General features: G+C 71.8%; 17 protein-coding genes. 10 read left to right on the top strand and 7 right to left on the bottom strand.

All coding sequences use genetic code 11. The annotated features are described in order from the left end of the window. Positions 1-282: 282 nt before the first annotated feature. Both AB0898_RS28460 and AB0898_RS28465 read right to left on the bottom strand, forming a co-directional pair. Positions 283-1,974, bottom strand: coding sequence for a carbohydrate binding domain-containing protein (locus AB0898_RS28460; protein WP_366805881.1), 1,692 nt, complete (start codon positions 1,972-1,974; stop codon positions 283-285). 147 nt (positions 1,975-2,121) lie between these two features. Further along, on the bottom strand, positions 2,122-3,249 hold the full coding sequence (locus AB0898_RS28465; RefSeq protein WP_366805882.1) for an ATP-grasp domain-containing protein: 1,128 nt from the start codon (positions 3,247-3,249) through the stop codon (positions 2,122-2,124). Between the two features lie 272 nt (positions 3,250-3,521). Between AB0898_RS28465 and AB0898_RS28470 the strand changes: the two genes are divergently transcribed. After that, positions 3,522-4,214: a 4'-phosphopantetheinyl transferase superfamily protein gene (locus tag AB0898_RS28470; RefSeq protein ID WP_366805883.1), complete on the top strand. Its 693-nt coding sequence runs from the start codon at positions 3,522-3,524 to the stop codon at positions 4,212-4,214. Between the two features lie 290 nt (positions 4,215-4,504). Here the strand turns inward: AB0898_RS28470 and AB0898_RS28475 are convergent, their stop codons facing one another. The 3 genes from AB0898_RS28475 to AB0898_RS28485 form a co-directional block, all read right to left on the bottom strand. Beyond that, positions 4,505-4,735: a hypothetical protein gene (locus AB0898_RS28475; protein ID WP_366805884.1), complete on the bottom strand. Its 231-nt coding sequence runs from the start codon at positions 4,733-4,735 to the stop codon at positions 4,505-4,507. A gap of 167 nt (positions 4,736-4,902) precedes the next feature. Beyond that, the gene (locus AB0898_RS28480) at positions 4,903-5,448 is read right to left on the bottom strand and encodes a toxin-antitoxin system, toxin component (RefSeq protein WP_366805958.1); all 546 of its coding nucleotides are present in this window, start codon (positions 5,446-5,448) and stop codon (positions 4,903-4,905) included. A 32-nt stretch (positions 5,449-5,480) separates the two neighbouring features. Beyond that, a complete protein-coding gene (locus tag AB0898_RS28485) occupies positions 5,481-6,137 on the bottom strand; it encodes a helix-turn-helix transcriptional regulator (protein ID WP_366805885.1) in 657 nt (218 codons plus the stop codon). A 257-nt stretch (positions 6,138-6,394) separates the two neighbouring features. Here AB0898_RS28485 and AB0898_RS28490 point away from each other — a divergent pair, with 257 nt between their 5' ends. The 8 genes from AB0898_RS28490 (at position 6,395) to AB0898_RS28525 (ending at position 16,192) form a co-directional block, all read left to right on the top strand. Continuing rightward, the gene (locus AB0898_RS28490; RefSeq protein WP_366805886.1) at positions 6,395-7,033 is read left to right on the top strand and encodes a hypothetical protein; all 639 of its coding nucleotides are present in this window, start codon (positions 6,395-6,397) and stop codon (positions 7,031-7,033) included. A gap of 108 nt (positions 7,034-7,141) precedes the next feature. Continuing rightward, positions 7,142-8,140 (top strand): LacI family DNA-binding transcriptional regulator, encoded by a 999-nt coding sequence (locus AB0898_RS28495; protein ID WP_366805887.1) that lies wholly within the window; start codon positions 7,142-7,144, stop codon positions 8,138-8,140. A gap of 163 nt (positions 8,141-8,303) precedes the next feature. Beyond that, positions 8,304-9,659 carry an extracellular solute-binding protein gene (locus tag AB0898_RS28500; RefSeq protein WP_366805888.1) on the top strand — a complete coding sequence of 452 codons (1,356 nt, stop codon included), beginning with the start codon at positions 8,304-8,306 and terminating at the stop codon, positions 9,657-9,659. A 4-nt stretch (positions 9,660-9,663) separates the two neighbouring features. Continuing rightward, positions 9,664-10,620: a sugar ABC transporter permease gene (locus tag AB0898_RS28505; RefSeq protein WP_366805890.1), complete on the top strand. Its 957-nt coding sequence runs from the start codon at positions 9,664-9,666 to the stop codon at positions 10,618-10,620. Then, complete coding sequence (locus tag AB0898_RS28510) at positions 10,617-11,492, top strand: carbohydrate ABC transporter permease (protein WP_366805891.1); 876 nt, start codon at positions 10,617-10,619, stop codon at positions 11,490-11,492. Before AB0898_RS28505 ends, AB0898_RS28510 begins: the two co-directional genes overlap by 4 nt. Positions 11,493-11,543: 51 nt before the next feature. After that, complete coding sequence (locus AB0898_RS28515; RefSeq protein ID WP_366805892.1) at positions 11,544-13,151, top strand: alpha-amylase family glycosyl hydrolase; 1,608 nt, start codon at positions 11,544-11,546, stop codon at positions 13,149-13,151. A 56-nt stretch (positions 13,152-13,207) separates the two neighbouring features. Next, positions 13,208-15,382: a discoidin domain-containing protein gene (locus tag AB0898_RS28520; RefSeq protein ID WP_366805893.1), complete on the top strand. Its 2,175-nt coding sequence runs from the start codon at positions 13,208-13,210 to the stop codon at positions 15,380-15,382. A 24-nt stretch (positions 15,383-15,406) separates the two neighbouring features. Then, entirely contained in the window at positions 15,407-16,192 is a 786-nt protein-coding gene (locus tag AB0898_RS28525) for an LURP-one-related/scramblase family protein (RefSeq protein WP_407078425.1), read from the top strand. 105 nt (positions 16,193-16,297) lie between these two features. Here AB0898_RS28525 and AB0898_RS28530 read toward each other — a convergent pair whose 3' ends face one another. Both AB0898_RS28530 and AB0898_RS28535 read right to left on the bottom strand, forming a co-directional pair. Continuing rightward, a complete protein-coding gene (locus tag AB0898_RS28530; RefSeq protein WP_366805895.1) occupies positions 16,298-17,254 on the bottom strand; it encodes a hypothetical protein in 957 nt (318 codons plus the stop codon). After that, complete coding sequence (locus AB0898_RS28535; RefSeq protein ID WP_366805896.1) at positions 17,251-18,063, bottom strand: phosphatase PAP2 family protein; 813 nt, start codon at positions 18,061-18,063, stop codon at positions 17,251-17,253. Before AB0898_RS28535 ends, AB0898_RS28530 begins: the two co-directional genes overlap by 4 nt. Positions 18,064-18,298: 235 nt before the next feature. Between AB0898_RS28535 and AB0898_RS28540 the strand changes: the two genes are divergently transcribed. After that, entirely contained in the window at positions 18,299-18,913 is a 615-nt protein-coding gene (locus AB0898_RS28540; protein WP_366805897.1) for a TetR/AcrR family transcriptional regulator C-terminal ligand-binding domain-containing protein, read from the top strand. Positions 18,914-20,106 lie beyond the last annotated feature (1,193 nt).

The following is a 20,106-nucleotide window of genomic DNA, read 5'->3' on the forward strand; positions in this document are numbered from 1 at the left end:
GCCGATGCTCCGCATCGACTCCCTCCTCCGCCTTGCGACGCACGGCACCAGACGCCGCTCCCTGATCCGGCCTGATCGACGAGACACCCCCTAGGACGTTGGCGGGGAAGGCTGCTGATGTCCGCACGGCACCGACCCACAGGCAGACCGGGCTGCCGGTCTCGTTGCTCACGCTCGGCCTGGCCACGTTCGCAGCCTGACCAGCGGCCGCGGTGGACCCGCGCGCGGTACCGAACGGAGGGCCACTCCGCCGAGCGGCCCTCCGTCGTGTGCGATGTGATCTCAGCCGGTGAAGCCCGCTGTGATCGACGTGAACTGCCAGGTGCTCTGGCTGATGCCGGAGCAGTTGCTCACCACGCCGCCGCCGGGGCAGGAGCGGTCGCGGTTGACCGCCCAGTAGGCGAGGCGGGCGATGTGGTGGGAGTTGGACCAGTCGCGAATCTGCGTCCAAATGGCAGGAGTTGTGTTCTCCTGCTGGTCGGACAGGCCGTTCATGCCGGAGATGCCGAGGTGGGAGTACGCGGTGGCGTCGTCCCAGCCGAACGTGGACTTGAGCTTGGCCTTCAGGCCCTCGGCCGCGTTCACGGTGTTGCCGTACATGTCCGAGCCGCCGCCGAAGTCGAACGGCATGATGGTGAAGACGTCGATGTTGGCGTTGAGCGACTTCGCCTGCTCGATCAGCCGGTTGCCGTAGTAGGTCGGGCCGGTGGTCGAGGTGCCGAAGGTGACGATGGTCCTCAGGCCCGGGTTGTTGGCCTTGACCGTCTTCAGCGCGTTGAGGATCTTCGCCTGCACGGCCTCGTTCTCGAACTCGTCCGTGTTCTCGATGTCCATGTCGATCGCCTTGAGGCCGTAGGCGTCGATCACCTTCTGGAGGGCGCCCGCGAGCGCGCTCGCCGAGGAGCAGTTGGCGCCGAGCTTGCTGCCCTGCCAGCCGCCGAAGGAGGGGACGACGTCACCGCCCGCCGAGCGGATCTGGTTGATGGCGGTCTGGTCGGCGCCGCCGGTCAGCGGCCTGCTGCCGTCCCAAGAGGGGTTGCAGCCACCGGAGTCGAGGACGAACGCCATGGTGAACCACTTGACCCCGGTCGCGCTCATCACGGTCTGCGGGTTCGGCGGATCGCCCCAGCCCTCGTAGAGGTACGGCGCGGCCTGCTTGAAGCCGCCGCCCCCGCCGCCGGAGCCCGCGTCCGTGGTCACGCTCACCGAGTTGGACGCCCCGGAGACGTTCCCGGCCGCGTCCCGCGCCTTCACGGTGAAGGTGTACGACGTGCTCGGCGACAGCCCGCTGACGGTGGCCGACGTGCCCGACACGCTGAGCAGTTGGTTCGAGCCGCTGTAGATGTCGTACGCCGTCACGCCCACGTTGTCGGTGGCGGCGTTCCACTTCAGCGACACGCTGGAGGAGGTCTTGCCGGTGGAGGTGAGCCCGCTCGGCGCGCTCGGCGCCTGGGTGTCACCGCCGCCTCCGCCGCCGCCCGGACCGTCCAGGCTGATGTCGTCGGCCCAGTAGGTGCCCTGCGCGTACCAGCCGTGCACATAGATCTTGGCGCTGGTCTGCGAGGCACCCGTGGTGAAGGAGAGGCTGAGCTGGCTGTACGCCGACGGCGAGGTGGTCCAGGTGGAGGCGCCGCCGTCGACGCCGAGGTAGACGTACGAGCCGCGGACCCAGCCGCTCAGCGCGTACGTCGTGTTCGGCTTGACCGCGACCGTCTGGCTGCACTGGGCGTTGTCGCTGTCGCTCACCGCGCCCTGGAGGGCCCTGGAGCCGCCGTGCACGGGGGAGGAGACGACCGAGCCGAGGTTGCCCGTACAGGTCCACGGCGACAGACTCCCCGACTCGAAGCCGGGGTTGGTGAGCACGTTGGCCGCCTGCGCGGTGCCCGGCAGGGCGATGGCCCCGCCGAGCGCGAGGGCGGCGGAACCGATCAGGGCGAGAAGCCGGCGTCTGGGACGCCCGAATGGATGACGCACGCGATCTCCCTGTGGGGATGGAGGTGTCCGGGAGTGCACAGAGTGCGAAGGAAGTGCGTCGTCCAAAGTGGTATGGACCAATTCAACTGTCAAGCCATTGAACCGAATTGGCCCATACCAAGAGACCTCGAAGAGGAGTGACGGGGCTCAGGGGAGCGGCAGCGCCTCGGCGCGGGCCGTCGTCTGCTCGGCGGGCGCCGGTACGGCGGGCAGCAGCATCTCCGCCTCCTCCGCGCGCTGCCGGGGCACCGACACCGGGCGCAGCGGACGCGGCCCGGACACCGTCGTGTAGTCCTGCCCGAGGAACGGCGGCTCGATCACACCCGGGTCCTCACCGAGCGCCAACTGCACCGCCGCCCAAGGGGCGTTGACCCCGCACAGCGCCAGCTGGTGCAGTCCGCCCGCCGCGCGCGTGTTCACGTCGAGCAGCACCGGACGGTCGCCGAACATCCGGAACTGGATGTTGGACAGATGGTGCAGCCCGAAACCCTCCGCGATCAGCCGGGCGGGCTCCAGCCAGCGCTCGTCCAGCGTGAACCCGCGCCGCCGGCCGTTCTTGGTGCGGCCGATCGACAGCCGGAGTCGGTTGTCCGTGCCGGTCAGGCAGTCCACCGACACCTCCGGCTGCTCCAGCCTCGGCATCACCAGCCAGTCCACCGGCTCCTCGGCCCGCCGCAGCGCCTCGGTCACCAGGTCCAGCTGGACGTACGGCCCGGGGAAGCCGCTGAGATGCGTGAGCGAGAAGGGCGAACGGGTGATCACCCGGAACCCGACCCCGCCCGCACCGGCCGCCGGCTTGAAGCACGCCTTGTGCCCGGCGCCCTCCAACTCATCGACAGCCGCGACGAGTTCGTCCGCCGTGCGCACCCGCCACCACGGCGGCACCGCGACACCCACGGAGGTGACCGCCTCGTACGCCGTCGCCTTGTCCTCGAAGACGGCCACCGCCTCCGGTGTCGGCGCGAGCAGCGCGGTGCCCGCCGCCTCGAACTCCGCGCGGTGCGCCACGATCGCCGCCTGGTGCAGCCGGGGCACGAACACGTCGATCCCGCGCCGCGCGCACTGGTCGAGCGCGAACTCGACGTATCCGGCCGGGGACAGGCCCTCCGGCTCCAGGTCGGCGGTGTCGGCGGCGGCCAGCACGGGCGAGTCCGGGTCGCCGTGCGTGGCGTGGATCTCCACCGCGCGGTCGCTCGGGTTTCTGCGCAGCTGATCCATGAAGAACACGTTCTCCGCGTACGTGCGGTTGAGCCATACGCGTACGCGAGAGACCATGCGGGCCGCCTTTCGGGGTTTTCGGGCACGACTCAGCGGCCCGTGCCCGGGCAGGGAGGAGGAAGGGTCACCAAAACGCCCTGGAGAAGGGGAGGTTGGGCGCTGATGTTGGGGCGATCATACGGCCTTGGGGGGTGTGCGCGTGCAACGCGCGTGTTACGGATCGGCCGTCCCCGCCACGGCCCCGCGCGCCGGTCCCGTCTTGCCCGGTGGGGGCGGATGTGCTGGGGTGAAATCCGTGTTGCGCCCCCCGCCCCTGGAGGTCCTGTCCGGTGATCGAGGAACTGCTTCCGGAGTCCGTGGTGGCCGTGGAGGCGTTCGGTGAACCGGAGGACGCGGACGGCGCGCTGTACCCGGAGGAACGGCCGCTGGTGGCCCGCGCGGTGGCCAAGCGGCGCCGCGAGTTCGCCTCCGTACGCGTCTGCGCGCGGCACGCCATGGAGAAGCTGGGCATGCCGCCCGCGCCCGTGCTCACCGGGGAGCGCGGCGCCCCCCTCTGGCCCGCGGGACTGACCGGCAGCATGACCCACTGCGACGGCTACCGCGCCGCCGCGCTCGTCCGCACCGGCGAGCCGGCCTCCCTCGCCTCCCTCGGCATCGACGGCGAGACCCATGCCGCCCTGCCGGACGGCGTCCTCGACACCATCGCCCTGCCGGCCGAGCGCGAACGGCACGGCGTGCTCGCCGCCGCCCGGCCCGGGACGCACTGGGACCGGCTGCTGTTCAGCGCCAAGGAGTCCGTGTACAAGGCGTGGTTCCCGCTGACGCGGGCGTGGCTGGACTTCTCGGAGGCGGACATCGAGCTGGTGCCGGCGACCCCCGGGGACGGTGCGCGGGGCACCTTCCACGCCCGGCTGCTGGTGGCGGGGCCGGAGGTGGGGGGCGTGCGGCTGAGTGGCTTCGACGGGCGGTGGGTGATCGGGGAGGGGCTGGTGTTGACGGCGGTGTCGGTGCCGGGCGGCTGAGCGTCGGTATCGGTGGTGCCGGTGCGGCTGTGGGGGGCGGCGCGGGTGCCGGTGCCGCGCGGCCGGGCATCGGTGCGTGGTGCGCGGTGCGCGGAGCCCCGGTGCCTGATGCCCGGAGCCCCGGAGCCCCGGAGCCCCGGAGCCCCGGAGCCCCGGAGCCCCGGAGCCCCGGAGCCCCGGAGCCCCGGAGCCCCGGAGCCCCGGAGCCCCGGTGCCTGGTGCCCGGTGCGCGGTGCGCGGTGCGCGGTGCCCGATGCCCGGAGCCCCGGTGTTCGGTGCCTTGTGGGGCCTCACCCCTCCGGGCACCAGCTCCCCACCAGCCGCAGGAACTCCTCCTCGTTCCCCGCGAGCCCGGCGCCCGCCAGCGCCCGTTCCGCCTCCGCCAGTACCGTCGGCGGGACGACGGCGGGCCTGGTCCCGGCAGCCGCCGGGCCGTCGAACGCGGCGCGCACGGTGTGCAGCAGCCGCAGATACGCCTGGACGGCGGTGCGCTCAGGGTCGGTCAGTACGGCGGTGGCCATCGGTCGGCTCTCCCCGGTCGGCGTCATGGAACACGCGCGCTGCGGCGCGGGGGTCCAGCTTGCCGTCCGCCACTGACAACGCCCCGGCTCGCACAGCGCGGGTGTCGCCCGGTCGGCGCAGAACCCGGGCGGTGCCGTAGGCCATGTGGGCGCGGAGAGGGGGGCGCTCAGCCCTGCGGGCCGGGGTACCCCAGCGAGGTGCTGATGCGCCCCGCCACATCGTCCCGGATCACCGGACCGCTCAGCGGCGAACCGCTCATCCGGCTACGGCACTTGCTGGCCAGGAGCAGCCCGAAGGTCTCCGCGTCGCGCTCGGCGTCCAGGGCGAAGCGGGTCCGGGCGGCCACCCGCTGCACGGCCGCCTGGAGCGCGGCCGGGTCGGTGTCGTCGGCGAGCAGCCGGGTGGCCACCCCCACCCCGATGTCCTCGACATGGTGATCGCAGTGCCCGGCCTGCATGTGCCACAGCTCATGGCCGAGGATCACCAACTGGTGGTCGGGGGCGGTGCGTTCCTCCACCACGACCAGATCGCGGTCGGTCATGTCCAGCCACAGCCCGCTGGCCGTGCCGGGCGGGAAGACGGCCGTACGGAACTGCACCGGCCGGCCGCGCCTGCGGCTCATCGCCGCGCACAGCGCGCGGTACAGCTCGGGCGGCGGAACCGGTGCGGGCAGGGCGAGTTGCCCGGTCAGCTCGGCACAGAGCCGCCGCATTTCCCTGCCGATACCCACGCCCCTCACCCTGCTCACGACTCGGGCTGCCGGACGCTCTCCAGGAGCATGTCGAGCCACTCCGCGACCTTGTCCCGGTGCTGATCGGTGGGGAGTTGGGCCGCGCGCCAGGCGATCCCGCGCACCCCGTGGTCCTGCAGAAGGCGTTCCAAGGGGTCCTCGGCGGTGCTCGCCGCGGCCCGCTGCCGGTCCGCGAGCCGCTGCAGCAGCTCCTGCTCGGTGTACTGGAGCGCGCTCGCCAGCGCCTCCGGGTCCTCGGCGGTGAGGAAGCCCGCGTGCACCCGGAAGAACCGCTGGAGCGCGTCGCAGTGCTCCATGGTCGGGCGCCGGTCGCCGTTGATGAGGGCGCCGGCCTGCTGCCGCGACATGCCCGCGCCGTCGGCGATCTCCTGCTGGGTGTATCTGCGGCCGCCCGGCTTCAGCCGGGTACGGCGCAGCAGGTCCAGGCGCTGCAGGAAACGCGCCTGCACGTCCGGCTCGCCCGCCGGGCGTCCGCCGAGCAGGGCCCTGACCACCGGCTCCGGGACACCGCTGGCGACCGAGAGCCGCCCGGTGTCGAAGACCTCGGCGTGCGGTACGCCCAGCCGGTCGGCGAGGGCGGTGACGCGGGCGACGACGGCCGGCAGCTGAGCGGTCGCCGCGGCGCCCGGATTCTCGTAGCCATCCGTCACCGACAGAACTCCTACGTCTCTCAAGGCACGTCTCCGGGGCCGTGGTCCGACGCGTCCGCGTCCGTCACCGCCGGCCGCGGGTGAACTTCCCGGAGAGTAGCCGGTCGTTCGAACTCGCATCCAGGTCTCGCCACAACTGTGGCGAATTTCAGCCGTCAACAGGCATGGAATGCCACGATAGTTGACACGGCTCTCGTCCGGGCCCCAGGATCGCAGGGCCGCGAGAAGGCGGCCGAGGCAAGAGGGGTGACCTCTCGATGGCACACCAGGCAGGAGGGCGGCGGCCCGCGGCACGGCCCGCCCCCGAGGGCTCCGGAACGCGCGCGTACCTCGAGGACTACGCCGCCGTGGTGGAGGCTGCCCCGTTCCCGTCGCTCGTCGTGGACCACCGCTGGAACGTGATGCTGGCCAACGGCGCCTTCGCGGCACTCTTCGGGGACGTACGCCCCCACCCCACCGCGATGCCCGGGGAGAACTTCCTGCGGTTCGTCCTGTTCCACCCCGACGCGGACCGGGTGCTCGGCGAGCACGAGCCGGGCTGGTGCCTGCCGATGCTGGCCCAGCTGAAATCCGCGCTGGAGGGGTACGGCCACGACCCCGAACTCCAGGCGATACGCCGGGACGTGGCCCACGACCCGATCATGGACGCCGCCTACCGGCAGGGCCTGCCGCACTGGATACGCGCGGTCGGGGAATCGGCGGCCCGGCTCGACGGCGCCGTACGCCTTCTGCACGACCCCGGCCCGCGCCGGGGCACCGCCGAGTGCCGCATCGTCGACGAGAGCACGCCCCTGCTGCGCGAACTGGGCCACCGCCGGCTGACGATGATCCCCCGGCAGCCGTCCGCCCCCACCCGCCGCGCCCATCTGACGGTCGTCGCGGCCCCACAGACCTGACCCGGCCCCGTCGGTGTTCAGGTCACCGACGGCGCCGGGTCATCCGCACCCGGAACGGCGTTCTCCGTCACGCAAACCGCTTGCATGACTTGCGCTACTCTTGCGCGCATGACGCGACGACTTGCGGAAGTGGCGAAGAAGGTCGGGGTCAGCGAGGCCACGGTCAGCCGGGTGCTCAACGGCAAGCCCGGAGTCTCCGAAGCCACCCGGCAGTCGGTCCTCACCGCCCTGGACGTACTCGGCTACGAGCGCCCCACCCAGCTGCGCGGCGAGCGCGCCCGGCTCGTCGGCCTCGTCCTGCCGGAGCTGCAGAACCCGATCTTCCCCGCGTTCGCCGAGGTCATCGGGGGTGCGCTGGCGCAGCTCGGGCTCACCCCGGTGCTGTGCACCCAGACCAAGGGCGGGGTCTCGGAGGCGGACTACGTGGAGTTGCTGCTCCAGCAGCAGGTCTCCGGTGTCGTCTTCGCCGGCGGTCTGTACGCCCAGGCCGACGCCCCGCACGACCACTACCGCAGGCTCGCGCAGCGCAAGGTGCCCGTGGTGCTGGTCAACGCGGCCATAGAGCACCTGGGTTTTCCGGGCGTCTCCTGTGACGACGCGGTCGCCGTAGAGCAGGCCTGGCGGCATCTCGCCTCCCTCGGCCACGAGCGCATCGGCCTGGTCCTGGGCCCCGGCGACCATGTGCCCTCCGCCCGCAAGCTTGCCGCCGCCCACGCCCTGGCGGGCGGTCTGCCGGACACCCGGGTGGCCCGCGCCATCTTCTCCATCGAGGGCGGCCACGCCGCCGCCTCCCGTCTGATCGACCAGGGTGTCACCGGCATCATCTGCGCCAGCGACCCCCTGGCCCTCGGCGCGGTGAGAGCCGCCCGCCGCAGGGGACTTGACGTGCCGGGGCAGATCTCCGTCGTCGGCTACGACGACTCGGCGTTCATGAACTGCACCGAGCCCCCGCTCACCACCGTCCGCCAGCCCATCGAGGCGATGGGCCGTGCCGCCGTGGAACTGCTGAACGCCCAGATCGGCGGCACCGCCGTCCCCGCCGAGGAGCTGCTGTTCGAACCCGAGCTGGTGGTACGCGGCTCCACCGCGCAAGCCCCGCGCGGCTGAGGGCGCCTGCGACGACAGGTCTGTCGAATAATTACAGATTCCGCGCGGCATCTTGCGGCCCAGTGTCGTCGGTGCTTGAGTGTGCGGCGCCCACTGCTCCCGCTGTGGGTGGCCGCCACACATGTGCCGGGCACCCATGGCTCCCGCCATGAGGGGTCCACCGATGAGAAGCACCGGGTTCCGCCGCAGTCTCGCCGCGATCGGCGTCTGTTCCTCCCTCGCGCTCACCGCCGCCGCGTGCGGATCGGGCGACGACGACAGCTCGGCGGGCGGGAAGACCCGCATCACCGTCAACTGCGAGCCGCCCAAGAGCGCCAAGGTCGACCGCTCCTTCTTCGAGCAGGACATCGCCGCCTTCGAGAAGCGGAACCCGGACATCGACGTCGTCGCCCACGACGCCTTCCCCTGCCAGGACCCCAAGACCTTCGACGCCAAGCTCGCCGGCGGCCAGATGGAGGACGTGTTCTACACCTACTTCACCGACGCCCGGCATGTGGTCGACATCCACCAGGCCGCGGACCTCACGCCGTACCTGAAGGACATCAAGAACTACGACTCGATCCAGCAGCAGCTCCGGGACATCTACACCGTCGACGGCAAGGTCTACGGCATCCCGCGCACCGGCTACTCCATGGGCCTGCTCTACAACCGCGCCCTGTTCAAGAAGGCCGGACTCGACCCCGACAAGCCCCCGGCGACCTGGGAAGAGGTCCGCGCCGCCGCCAAGAGGATCGCCGCGCTCGGCAACGGCACCGTCGGCTACGCCGACTACAGCGCCCAGAACCAGGGCGGCTGGCACTTCACCGCCGAGCTGTACTCCCAGGGCGGCGACGTGGTCAGCGCCGACGGCAAGAAGGCCACCGTCGACACCCCCGAGGGCCGCGCCGTCCTGCGGAACCTGCACGACATGCGCTGGACCGACGACTCCATGGGCAGCAAGCAGCTCCTCATCCTCAACGACGTGCAGCAGCTGATGGGTTCGGGCAAGCTCGGCATGTACCTCTCCGCGCCGGACAACATCCCGATCCTCGTCAAGGAGAAGGGCGGCTCCTACAAGGACCTCGCGCTCGCCCCCATGCCCGGCGGCAAGGGCACGCTCATCGGCGGCGACGGCTACATGTTCAACAAGAAGGACACCCCCGCCCAGATCCGCGCCGGGCTCAAGTGGCTCGACCACATGTTCCTCACCCCCGGAGCGGGCTTCCTCGGCGACTACGCCCGCGCCAAGCAGCACGACGCCCCCGTGGGCCTGCCCGAGCCCCGGCTGTTCACCGGCGCCGCCGACGCCAAGGACCAGCAGGTCAAGAAGGCCAACGCCAACGTCCCGGTGGAGAACTACCAGGCGTTCCTGGACGGCAACCACAGCCTGGAGCTGAAGATAGAGCCGCCGCACGCCCAGCAGATCTACTCCGTCCTCGACGGCGTGGTCTCCGCCGTCCTCACCAAGAAGGACGCGGACATCGACCAGCTGCTCAAGGACGCGTCCGGCAAGATCGACGGCATCCTCGCCCGGAGCTGACGTCATGACGAAGACGGCCGAGCGGCGGCCCGCCGAGGCCGCCGCCCTCCCGGCCCCGCCCGGCCCGCACCCGGCGGGCGGCGGCCGGCGCCGCCGCATCCTGCTCGACCAGGCCCGCGCCTACGCCTTCCTCATCGGCGGCCTCGTCTGCTTCGCCCTGTTCTCCTGGTACCCGGCGATCCGCGCCGTCGTCATCGCCTTCCAGAAGTACACCCCGGGCTCCCCGCCCGAGTGGGTCGGCACCGCCAACTTCACCCACGTCCTGGACGACCCGGAGTTCGGCGCTGCCTGGCGCAACACCCTCACCTTCACCCTGCTCGCGCTGCTCCTCGGCTTCGCCGTCCCCTTCGTCCTCGCCCTCGTCCTCAACGAACTCCGGCACGCCAAAGCCTTCTTCAGGGTGGTCGTCTACCTGCCGGTGATGATCCCGCCCGTGGTCAGCGCCCTGCTGTGGAAATGGTTCTACGACCCGGGCGCCGGCCTAGCCAACGAGACGCTGCGCTTCCTGCACCTGCCCACCTCAAACTGGTCCAACGGCACCGACACCGCGCTCATCTCCCTGGTGATCGTGGCGACTTGGGCCAACCTCGGCGGCACCGTCCTCATCTACCTCGCCGCCCTCCAGTCCATCCCCGGCGAGCTGTACGAGGCCGCCGAACTCGACGGCGCGAACCTGCTCCAGCGCATCCGGCACATCACGGTCCCGCAGACCCGGTTCGTGATCCTCATGCTGATGCTCCTTCAGATCATCGCCACCATGCAGGTGTTCACCGAACCGTTCGTCATCACCGGCGGCGGACCGGAGAGCGCGACCGTGACCGTGCTCTACCTGATCTACAAATACGCCTTCCTCTACAACGACTTCGGCGGCGCCTGCGCCCTCAGCGTCATGCTGCTCGTCCTGCTCGGCGCCTTCTCCGCCGGCTACCTGCGGCTCACCCGCACCGAGGGGGAAGCATGAGCACCCGCACCCTCGTCTCCCCGGCCACCCTCGCCCGCCCGCGCGGAAAGGCCGTCTACTGGACGGTGTTCACGTCCGTCGTCCTCCTCTTCGCGCTCGCCTTCCTCTTCCCCGTGTACTGGATGGCCTCCGGCGCGATGAAGTCCCCGGACGAGATCGCCCGTACGCCCCCCACCCTCGTCCCCGAGCACTGGCACCTCACCGGCTACACCGACGCCTGGGACCTGATGCAGCTCCCCGAGCACCTGTGGAACACGGTGGTGCAGGCGGCCGGCGCCTGGGCGTTCCAGCTGGTGTTCTGCACGGCCGCCGCCTACGCCCTGTCCAAGCTGAAGCCCGCCTTCGGCAAGGTGATCCTCGGCGGCATCCTCGCCACGCTCATGGTCCCGGCCCAGGCCCTGGTCGTACCCAAGTACCTGACCGCCGCCGACCTGCCCCTCCTCCACACCAGCCTGCTCAACGACCCGCTCGCCATCTGGCTGCCCGCCGTCGCCAACGCCTTCAACCTCTATCTGCTCAAGCGGTTCTTCGACCAGCTCCCGCGCGACGTGCTGGAGGCCGCCGAGATCGACGGCGCCGGCAAGCTGCGCATCCTGTGGTCGGTCGTGCTGCCCATGTCCCGGCCGGTGCTCGGCGTGGTGTCGATCTTCGCGCTGGTCGCCGTCTGGCAGGACTTCCTCTGGCCGCTCATGGTCTTCTCCGACACCGACAAGCAGCCCATCAGCGTGGCCCTGGTCCAGCTGTCGCAGAACATCCAACTGACCGTGCTCGTCGCCGCGATGGTGATAGCGAGCATCCCGATGGTGGCCCTGTTCCTCGTCTTCCAGCGGCACATCATCGCCGGCATCAGCGCGGGCAGCACCAAGGGCTGACCCGGCCCCGACGCAAGGGATGACCGGCCCCCGATCAGAAAGGCACGCACCGTGGCACAGCCCACCCCTGCCCGCGCGACCGACGACTGGTGGCGCTCGGCCGTCATCTACCAGGTCTACGTCCGCAGCTTCGCGGACGGCGACGGCGACGGCACCGGGGACCTCGCCGGCGTCCGCGCGAAGCTGCCCCACCTCGCCGAACTCGGCGTGGACGCCCTGTGGTTCAACCCCTGGTACGTCTCCCCGATGAAGGACGGCGGCTACGACGTCGCCGACTACCGTGCCGTCGACCCCGCCTTCGGCACCCTCGCGGAGGCCGAGAAGCTCATCGCCGAGGCGAGCGAACTCGGCATCCGCACCATCGTCGACATCGTGCCCAACCACGTCTCCGACCAGCACCCCTGGTTCCGCGCGGCCCTCGCGGCCGGACCCGGCAGCCCCGAGCGCGAGCTGTTCCACTTCCGCCCCGGACGCGGCGAGGACGGCCAACTCCCGCCCAACGACTGGCCGTCACAGTTCGTCGGCTCCACCGAACCGGTGTGGACCCGGCTCCCCGACGGCGACTGGTACCTCCACCTCTTCACCCCCGAACAGCCCGACCTCAACTGGGCACACCCCGCCGTCCGCCGCGAACACGAGGACATCCTGCGCTTCTGGTTCGAGCGCGGCGTCGCGGGCGTCCGTATCGACTCCGCCGCCCTGCTCGCCAAGGACCCCGAACTGCCGGACCTCGCAAGCGATCCCGACCCGCACCCCTTCGTCGACCGCGACGAACTCCACGCCGTCTACCGCTCCTGGCGCACGGTCGCCGACTCCTACGGCGCGATGTTCGTCGGCGAGGTCTGGCTCCCCGACGCCGAACGCTTCGCCCGCTACCTGCGCCCCGACGAACTCCACACCGCCTTCAACTTCGCCTTCCTGTCCTGCCCTTGGGATGCGGCGCGACTGCGCTCCGCCATCGACTCCACCCTCGCCGAACACGCCCCCGTCGGCGCCCCCGCCACCTGGGTGCTCTGCAACCACGACATCACCCGCACCGTCACCCGCTACGGCCGCGCGGACACCGGATTCGACTTCGCCGCCAAGGAGTTCGGCACCCCCACCGACCTCGCCCTCGGCACCCGCCGCGCCCGCGCCGCCGCCCTGCTCTCGCTCGCCCTGCCCGGCTCGGTCTACCTCTACCAGGGCGAGGAACTGGGCCTGCCCGAGGCGGACATCCCGCGCGAGCGCATCGAGGACCCGATGTACTTCCGCTCCGGCGGGACCGATCCGGGGCGCGACGGCTGCCGCGTCCCGCTGCCCTGGTCGGCGGGGGAGCCGTACGCGGGCTTCGGCTCGCGCGAGGAGCCCTGGCTGCCGCAGCCCGCCGGCTGGGAGACGTACGCCGCCGACCGGCAGCGCGAGGACCCGCACTCCATGCTCACCCTCTACCGCGAGGCCATCGCCGCCCGCCCCGTCTTCGGCGAAGGACCGCTCACCTGGCTTCCCGCCCCCGAAGGCGTGCTCGCCTTCGTCCGCGCGGACGGCGCGCTCTGCGTGGTGAACCTCTCCGAGGCACCCGCCGAACTGCCCGCGCACTGTGAACTCCTGCTCGGCAGCGGCCCGTTGGACGACGAGGGCCGGCTGCCGCAGGACACCGCGGTCTGGCTGCGCGCCTGACCGCACCCGCACCACTTCTGCTATCCCCGGCACCCCCCCCACGAAGGGATCAGCACATGGCCAGCAGCACCACCAGACACCTCGGACTGCCCGCCGTCGGCGCGGCCGTCGCCCTCGCCGCGGGCATGATCGTCGCCGTGGCCCCCGCCGCGCACGCCGCCCCGGGCGCGAGCCTGCCCTTCACCTCCGTCGAGGCGGAATCCGCGACCAGTACCGGCACCAGGATCGGCCCGGACTACACCCAGGGCACCCTGGCCTCGGAGGCGTCCGGACGCCAGGCCGTACGGCTCACCTCCGGACAGCGCGTGGAGTTCACCGTGCCGCGCGCGGCCAACGCGGTGAACCTCTCCTACAGCGTCCCGGACGGCCAGTCCGGCTCACTGGACGTGTACGTCAACGGCACCAAGATCTCCAAGACGCTCCCGGTCACCTCCAAGTACTCGTACATCGACACGAGTTGGATACCGGGCGCCAAGACGCACCACTTCTTCGACAACTCCCGGCTGCTGCTCGGCCAGAACCTCCAGCCGGGCGACAAGGTGGCGTTCCAGGCGACCGGCACCCAAGTCACCGTGGACGTGGCCGACTTCGAGCAGGTCGGCGCGGCCGCTTCGCAGCCCGCCGGGTCGGTGTCCGTCGTCTCCAAGGGCGCGGACCCGAGCGGCGGGGGCGACTCCACCCAGGCGTTCCGCGACGCCATCGCCGCCGCCCAGGGCGGCACGGTGTGGATCCCGCCGGGCGACTACCGGATCACCTCCTCGCTCAGCGGGGTGCAGAACGTCACCCTCCAGGGCGCCGGCAGCTGGCACTCGGTCGTGCACACCTCCCGCTTCATCGACCAGTCCAGCTCCTCGGGCAACGTCCACATCAAGGACTTCGCCGTCATCGGCGAGGTCACCGAGCGCGTCGACTCCAACCCGGACAACTTCGTCAACGGCTCGCTCGGCCCGAACTCCTCGGTCTCCGGCATGTGGCTCCAGCACCTGAAGGTCGGGTTCTGGCTGATGGGCAACAACGACAACCTGGTGGTGGAGAACAACCGCATCCTCGACACCACCGCCGACGGCCTCAACCTCAACGGCAACGCCCGGGGCGTGCGGGTCAGCGACAACTTCCTGCGCAACCAGGGCGACGACTCGCTCGCCATGTGGTCCCTCTACGCCCCCGACACCAACTCCAGCTTCGAGAACAACACCATCTCGCAGCCCAACCTCGCCAACGGCATCGCGATCTACGGCGGCACCGACATCTCGGTCAAGAACAACCTGGTGTCCGACACCAACGCCCTCGGCAGCGGCATCGCGATCTCCAACCAGAAGTTCCTCGACCCCTTCTCCCCGCTCTCCGGCACCATCACGGTCAGCGGCAACACCCTGGTCCGCGCGGGCGCGTTGAACCCCAACTGGAACCACCCGATGGGCGCGCTGCGCGTGGACTCCTACGACAGCGCGATCAACGCGACCGTCGACATCACCGACACGACGATCACCGACAGCCCGTACTCCGCCTTCGAGTTCGTCTCCGGCGGCGGCCAGGGCTACCCGGTCCGCAACGTCAACGTGAGCGGCGCGACCGTGAAGAACACCGGCACGGTCGTCGTCCAGGCGGAGGCGCAGGGCGCGGCCACCTTCAAGAACGTGACCGCGACCCAGGTCGGCGTCGCCGGGATCTACAACTGCCCCTATCCGTCGAACTCCGGCTCCTTCGCGCTCACCGACGGCGGCGGCAACTCCGGCTGGTCCAGCACCTGGGCGGACTGCTCCTCCTGGCCCCAGCCGGGCCAGGGCAACCCCGACCCGGACCCGAACCGCAACCTCGCCAAGGGGCGCCCGGCGAGCGCGACCGGCTCGCAGGACGTCTACACCCCGGGCAAGGCGGTGGACGGTGACGCGAACACGTACTGGGAGTCGGCCAACAACGCCTTCCCGCAGTCCTGGACGGTCGATCTCGGCTCGTCGTACGGGGTGCGGCGGCTGGTGCTGAAGGTGCCGCCGTCCTCGGCCTGGGGCGCCCGTACGCAGACCGTCGCCGTGCTCGGCAGCACCGACGGCTCGGGCTACTCGACCGTGGCCGGTGCGAAGGACTACCGCTTCGATCCGGCCTCGGGCAACACCGCGACCGTCTCGCTGCCGAGCGGCACGAACCTGCGCTATCTGCGGCTGACCGTGAGCGCCAACACGGGCTGGCCGGCCGGACAGTTCAGCGAGGTGGAGGCGTACCAGACCCCCTGACGGGAGGAGCGCGGGCGGCCGGCCGTGAGGAGCGGAGGGCCGCCCGCGTGTCCGTTCGGCCACGATTCGGAAAAGGGCTGGTCAGGTACTGGTCAACCGCCCTACTGTGCCCCGGTGACCACGCAATCGAACATCCCTTCCGACGCCGACCCGAAGGTCCAGCGTCAGGTGCAGAAGCAGGCCGGGGTGGCCGCGTCCGCCCCCGGCGGCGGCACCCTCTTCACCGAGCCCGTGCTCGTGGTGAACCAGAAGGCCAAGCTCATCGAGCTGACCAACGAGTACACGGTGATGGACCAGAACGGCGGCCGGATAGGTTCGGTCGTCGAGGTCGGCCAGGGCTGGCTGCGCAAGATGGTGCGCCTGCTCACGAGCTGGGACCAGTACCTGACCCACCGCCTGGAGATCCGGGACGCCGAGGGACAGCCGCAGCTGCTGCTCGTCCGCCCCGCGAAGATCTTCAAGTCCCGGGTCGTCGTCACGCGCCCCGACGGCTCGGCGGTCGGCGAGATCGTGCAGAAGAACATGATTGGAAAGATCAACTTCGCGATGACCGCGGAGGGCCGCGAGATCGGCGCCATCAAGGCCGAGAACTGGCGCGCCTGGAACTTCGCGATCACCGACCACGACGGCACCGAGGTCGCCCGGATCACCAAGACCTGGGAGGGTCTGGCCAAGACCCTCTTCACCACGGCGGACAACTACGTCCTCCAGATCCACCAGCCGCTGTCCGACCCGCTCCTCGCCCTCGTGGTGGCGGCGGCCCTGACCGTGGACACCGCGCTCAAGCAGGACGCCCGCGGCCTGGGCTGAGCCCTCCCCGCGCAGCGAAAAGGCGGCGGCCGCGTGTCCGGTGGGACACACGGCCGCCGCCTTTCGTAAGAGGCTTCCGTCACCTTCGTACGTACGGAGCTTTTGTCACAGAGGGGTCAGCCGGTTCGGTCCGGGCTGCCGCGGCACCAGCGCGGGTTCGGCCGTGGCCGTCTCCGCGTCCAGCGCGAGTACGGCGGCGACGGGATGCTCCTCGTCGTCCAGTACGGGCGCGTCGGCCCGGGGCGGGGTCACCCGGGTCAGCACCACCACGCCCCACGACGCCAGCAGCGCCCCCGTCACGCCGAGCGTGATCCCGGTGGTGCCGCCCCGCAGTCCCTGGCCGAGCAGGGTCAGGCCGATGACGGCCGCCGCGACCGGGTTGGCCAGGGTGACCACCGCCAGCGGGGCACCGAGCCCGCCCCGGTACGCCGTCTGCGACAGCAGCAGCCCGCCGGTGGCGAACGCCGCGACCAGCACGGCCACCACGATCACCCGGGGGCTCAGGGCCGGGCCCGAGTGGTCCGTCGCCGCCACGGTGGCGGTCTGGGTGAGCGCGGAGGCGACACCCGAGGCGAAGCCGGAGGCGGCCGCGTGCCGGAGGCCCGGACGGGTGCCGGGCCGGGACAGCAGTCCGATCACCGCGATGGTCGTGCCCGCGACCGCCAGCGCGGCCGTCAGGCTCAGCACCCGCTCCGGCGCCGGACCCGAGGCGGTGATCAGCAGCGCGCCGAGCCCCAGCAGCGTCAGCGCCGTACCCCGCCACTCGGCCGGGCTCACCCGGCGCCCCGCCGCCCGCGCGCCCAGCGGCACCGCGGCGACCAGGGTGAGCGCGCCCAGCGGCTGGACCACGGTCAGCGGGCCGAACCGCAGCGCGACGACGTGCAGCAGCGCCGCGCCCGAGTTCAGACCGACCGAGGACCACCAGGCACCGCTGCGGAGCATGTGGAGCAGGCCCGCGCCGCCGTCGCGGGAGGCCAGCCGTTCCTGGGCCACGGCCGCGGCCGCGTAGGCGACGGCCGAGATCAGGGAGAGGCCGACGGCCACCGATATCGCGCCGTTCATCGGGCCACCCCCGTGAGCGCGGTCCCCTCCGGGGCGAGCCGTCCGGGCCCGCCGAAGGCGAACGGCCGGCCGGCGCCGCGTCCGGCCGCGCGGTGCGGCGGGTGGACGACGGCGAGGGCGATGCCGAGCATCGCGGTCGCCACGATCGAGTCGAGCCAGTAGTGGTTGGCCGTGCCGACTATCACGACGAGCGTGATCAGCGGGTGCAGCAGCCAGAGCCAGCGCCAGCGCGAGCGGGTGGCCGCGATCAGGCCGACCGCCACCATCAGGGCCCAGCCGAAGTGCAGCGAGGGCATCGCGGCGAACTGGTTGGAGAGGTGGTCGCGCGAGGGCGGCCCGTAGACCGAGGGGCCGTAGAGGCGGGCCGTGTCCAGCAGGCCGGTGCCGGTCACCATGCGCGGCGGGGCCAGCGGGAAGGTGAACGGCAGCACCAGCGCGGCGGCGGTCACCAGCGCGAGGACGCGGCGGGCCCACACGTAGTGCGCGGGGCGGCGCAGATAGAGCCAGACCAGGAAGGCCACGGTGGCCGGGAAGTGCACGGTGGCGTAGTAGGTGTTCGCCAGGTGCACCGGGGTGGTGCCGTGCAGCAGCAGCGACTGCACGTCGGTCTCGTCCGGCAGGTGTACGGCGCGCTCCAGGCCCCACACGCGGTGGGCGTCCCGGAAGGCCTCGGCGGTGTGGCCGACGGCCAGCTGCCGGCCGAACTTGTAGACGAGGAAGAGCCCCGCCACGAGCAGGAACTCGCGCAGCAGCGGGGGCCTCGCCGGCGCGGGCGGCTCCGCTGGGGAAGGCTCGGTGCGGGCGTTCATCCCCCGGCCCCCTTCTTGAACGGTGGTGCTGCCGGTCCCGGACCGGATGCCCGGAACTCAGCGTGCGATACGTCTCCGTACCGAAACGTCAGTGTACCGAAACGACCATGTACCGATACGACAGTGTACCGATACGGTCGAGTTCCGGTACGCTTGCGTATCGCTTGAACTGGGGCAACACTGGGAGCGGGCCGCACGGACGCGGTCCCGGGTGACGAGTGAGGGGAAGCCACGCATGACGTCGCAGGCCGCGGACGGACCGGACACGGTCGCCGCCTCGCGCCGCTCCAAGATCACGCCGGAGCGTGAGCGGGAGTTCTTCGACGCCGTGCTCGACCAGGTCCGTGAGTGCGGTTACGACTCCCTGACCATGGAGGGCATCGCCAGCAGCACCCGGTGCAGCAAGTCCACGCTGTACCGGCAGTGGAAGACCAAGCCGCAGTTCGTCGCGGCCGCCCTGCGGGCCAACCGCCGGGTGCGCTTCGCCGGCATCGACACCGGTTCCCTCGCCGAGGACCTGCGCCAGGCCGCGCGGGCCGCGGGCGACTGGTCGGGCAAGGACACCCGGCTGCTCCAGGCGCTCATGCCCGCCGCCACCGTCGACAAGGAGCTGGCCGAGGCGCTGCGCGACGCGCTGGTCACCCCCGAGATCGCCGCGCTGGAGGAGATGATCGCGCGCGGTGTGGCGCGGGGCGAGGTCCCGGCCGGGCATCCCGCCCTCGAGTTCGTGCCCGCGATGATGTTCGGCGTCCTGCGTGTACGCCCGGTGCTCAGCGGCCAGTACGCCGACGCCGACTACCTCGTCCGCTTCGTGGAGGCCGCCGTGCTGCCCGCGTTCGGACTCACCTGAGACCCAGGCCGCCGTTCACGGGATGACTGAACGGTGACCTGCTCGCGCCGCACCGTGGGGACGGGGGCGGCGCACACCCCCTGGCCGGGTGGAGGCCCCTTGAGCGGAGGGGCCCCCACCCGGCCGATTTCGTGGGGACGGGGCGGCTTGCGCGGGTCGGCTTGCGCCGGGCTTCGGGCGGGTGGGCTGCGTCGGGCCCTGGGTGGTTGCGTGCGGGTCGGCTGCGTCGGGCCTTGGGTGGTTGCGTGCGGGTCGGCCGCGTCGGGCCCTGGGGGGGTGTACGGGTCAGCTGCGGGGGTCGGCTGCGCCAGGCCCTGGGTGGTTGCGTGCGGGTCGGCCGCGTCGGCCCTGGAGGGGTGGTTGCGCGGGTCGGCTGTGGGGGTCGGCTGCGTCGGGCCCTGGGGGGCGGTTGCGCGGGTCGGCTGCGCCAGGCCCTGGGTGGTTGCGTGCGGGTCGGCCGCGTCGGCCCTGGAGGGGTGGTTGCGCGGGTCGGCTGTGGGGGTCGGCTGCGTCGGGCCCTGGGGGGCGGTTGCGCGGGTCGGCGGCGCCAGGCCTTGGGTGGTTGCGCGCGGGTCGGCTGCGTCGGGCCTTGGGTGGTTCAGTCTGCGGGGCCGGCTGCGCCCAGCCTTGCGCGGGTCGGTTCGCGGGGGTGGCTGTGTGGGGCTTCGGGCGGTTCGGCTGACTGGTGTCTCGTACGTCTCGCCGGCGGACGCGGTTGTGCCGGGCGCCGATCGAACCGCCTGGCCGCCGGCAGCCTCGTCGGGTCCCGGGCGGCCGGGCCGTGGCGCGCGGCCCCTTGGTGGGGTGGTGCGTGTCGCCGGGGCGCGGTTGCGCCTGGATGCCCCCCGCCGGGGTCCGCGCCGTGGCGCCCGGCCGGCTCGTACCCGGCGGAGCCGAGTACTCCGCCGGGTGAACGTGACTGCGCGGGGCGGGAGTCACCGGTTCGGTGGGATTCGTCGCGCCTCACATGTCACTCGGCGCCCGCGTCGCGCCCGACTGCTCCGCGCGCCAGGTCACCATGGTGCCGTGGGGCAACGGACGGTCGTCGGGGGTGCGTCGCCGTGACGGGGCCCGCCCGGGCCGGCGACGCACCGAACGTGGCCCCGCCTGTTACGGCGCCGCACCCGGCCCTGTCCCCGTGCCGGTGGCGGCGACGCACCCGGCCCTGTCCCCGTGCCGGTGGCGGCGCCGCA

Source organism: Streptomyces sp. NPDC005435 (assembly GCF_040703155.1).
Taxonomy (GTDB): domain Bacteria; phylum Actinomycetota; class Actinomycetes; order Streptomycetales; family Streptomycetaceae; genus Streptomyces.